At 61.4% G+C, this 2,797-nt stretch carries 1 protein-coding gene and 1 pseudogene; one reads left to right on the plus strand and one right to left on the minus strand.

Annotated features, from left to right (window positions below; translation table 11 throughout):
- Window positions 1–364, minus strand: a pseudogene (locus VK519_RS14710) (TolC family protein); the annotation flags it as partial.
- An 883-nt stretch (window positions 365–1,247) separates the two neighbouring features.
- On the opposite strand from VK519_RS14710, the gene VK519_RS14715 reads away from it, so the two are divergent.
- A partial coding sequence (locus VK519_RS14715) for a TonB-dependent receptor (protein WP_324350973.1) occupies window positions 1,248–2,797 on the plus strand: 1,550 nt, incomplete at its 3' end.

Here is a 2,797-nt window from a genome sequence, read left to right on the forward strand (position 1 = left end):
GTTCATCGAACCGGCGCATCAAAGCCACACGACGAGTCCCCAGGTCGCTTTGCCGGGCAGCCAGCATTGCCCCGGCCCAGGCTTTCAGCCAGCGGGTGGCAATGTCGCGACGAACCAGGTCATAGCCTGCCTCGGCGACTCGTAATCCGGCATCGCCCTGGGCCGCTCGAGCACGGCGCTTCCCGGAGAGATCCAGCGCAAGGCTCAAGGCCGCCGTGCGCCGATTCACGTCGGCGTTTTCCGCCTCCAGGGCGACGGACGGGTTATAGAGCGGCTGCGCCGCCGCTCGTGCCCGAGCACGGGCGGCATCGAGTTGGGCGCGCGCCGCATCCACTTCCGGGCTGCTCAACCAGATGGATTGCATTGCCTGTTGCAAGGGCTCACCCCCCAACACGGGGGGTGAGCCGCTTGGCGACGCACTCGCTAGAACAGCGCACAGCAAGGAAGCAGCGCCAAAAAGCGCCGCGTAAGGACCACGCATAAATCGATCTCCTGATAACGATCATGGAACGAGCGGTCGTCAGTGACCGTCTCGTGCAAGAGCGAAATCAGGCGATGGGTGGGCGCAACAAGGATCCTGAAACGGCAGGAGCTAGCTCGGGCACGGCGGGCGCGTGGTGCAGATCGCCAGATATGGAGCCAAGGAGCGGCGCATGCGAGGTCGGCAAGCTGACCGAATGGGCACAATCGCAGTGGCAGGTCTTTTCCCCAAGGACACAGTCGCCCGGGTCACTCACATCACCGGCGGCCTGAGCGACGATCGTCGATTGGCTGCCAGTTTGAACGTCCGCCACGGATATCGCTCGTGGTCCGTCGGCCAGGCAGACGGTACCCGCGACAAACTTGATCAGCAACACGGCCACTGCCAACGTCCACAGCCCGCGATGGCGGCGGAATCGGGCGAGCAGGGAGGTCGACGGCAAGGACATCGGCGGAAGCCTAGTCGAGAGCTGTGGTGTTAGACAATTGCATGCGAACGGCTCGCCGCACTGATCTACCTACGCGCGCGTAGGATCGCGCGCTGGACGATTCGCGCGAGCAGGGGGAACGAGAATCCAGGAAGCAAATTGCTGTCGACCCTCTCCTCAATTCCTCGCGGAACTAGGACTTTTTCCTATAGGAAAAATTCCTAGTTCTTACGATTTACTTTGTGAGGAAAGCCTCGTGAAAGGAAATGACGTTCATCGTTTGTTAGCCATTTTTTTACATCAGTCTTACCGCACACCGCGGTTTTTGGGGAGAAAATCATGTATCACCGCAGCAGCGCACTTGTGCGCCGTTCCTTGAGCGTGGCCGTTCTGACGGCACTTACCGTAGGTTTTTCCACCGGCGCGTTCGCCCAGGCCACCACCGGCACCATCTACGGCGATGCGCCGGCGGCAGCCGGCGAAAGCGTGACCGTCGAGGGCAGCACAGGCGTTACCCGCACTGTCCAGGTTGATTCCCGCGGCAAGTACTCCGCAGGTTCTTTGCCGCTTGGCAACTACACCGTCAGCCTCATGCGCGACGGCGCCACCGTTGATTCGCGTAAGAACGTGAGCCTGACCCTGGGCGGCGGCACGCAGGTTTCGTTTACCGAGAGCTCGTCGACCTCCGCCACGGACCTCACCTCGGTCCAGGTCACGGCCAATTCACTGCCTGCGATCGACGTTACCCAGGTCGATTCGCGCACCACCATCACTTCCGAGCAGCTGGCCAGGCTCCCCCTGCAGCGCAGCGCGGAAGCCGTTGCCACCCTCGCACCGGGTGTCAACCGCGGCAGTTCGTACTTCACTGGTCCCACCGGCCAGGTGCTCAATTCGTTCGGCGGCTCATCGGTCGCCGAAAACGCCTACTACATCAACGGCTTCAATACGTCCGATCCGCTTAAGAATTTTGGCGGCCTGACGCTTCCATACGGCGCGATCGACCAGGAGCAGGTCCTCACCGGTGGCTACGGCGCCCAGTATGGTCGTTCCGATGGTGGCGTCATCAGCCAGGTGGGCAAGCGCGGCACGAACGAGTGGCACTTCGGTGCGCAGATCCTCTGGCAGCCAAAGCAGACCGCGGCCAACCCCAAGAATACGTATTATCCGAGCGGCCCGCAGTTCCTTTCCGCAGCCGACGGCGGTGCCCAGGGGGAGGAATACGCATACCGTAACAAGAACAAATCCGCGACCCAGACTGTCGATGCCTACTTCGGTGGTCCGTTGATCAAGGACAAGCTGTTCATCTTCGGCGCGGTCGAAGCCGAGCGGATCGTCGACGGCAAGCAGGTGCAGACCTCGCAGGTCAACCAGTCGGTCAACTACAGCTATAACAACCCGAAGTATTACGCCAAGCTGGACTGGAACATCACGGACAACAACATCCTTGAGTTCACCACGGCGTCGCAGAAGCAAGAATATACACCCCAGGTCTACGACTACACCTACCCGGCCATCGGCGGCAGCAAGGACAAGGGCCAGCAAGGCGAATACCTCTCTCCAGGCACCTACACCAATAGCGGCGCACGTGTAGCCATCGCCAAGTACACCGGCTACATCACCGACGACATCACCATCGATGCGCTGTACGGCAAGATGCTGCAGACGGACTTCAACCGCACCGCGGGCGGCCCCGATGCGCCGGTCCTGAATGGACAGTTCCAGGATCCGACGTTGAACGGTGGAATTCCCAACGTTGGCCCGCAGACCACGCGCACGACCGTGGACAATCCGAACGCCCGCGATCGCACGCGCAACCTGCGCCTGGACCTGAACTGGAAGATCGGAGCGCATTCGATCACGGCCGGTATCGACAACCTCGACACGACATC

Source organism: Pinirhizobacter sp. (genome assembly GCF_035317885.1).
Classification (GTDB): Bacteria; Pseudomonadota; Gammaproteobacteria; order Xanthomonadales; family Rhodanobacteraceae; genus Pinirhizobacter.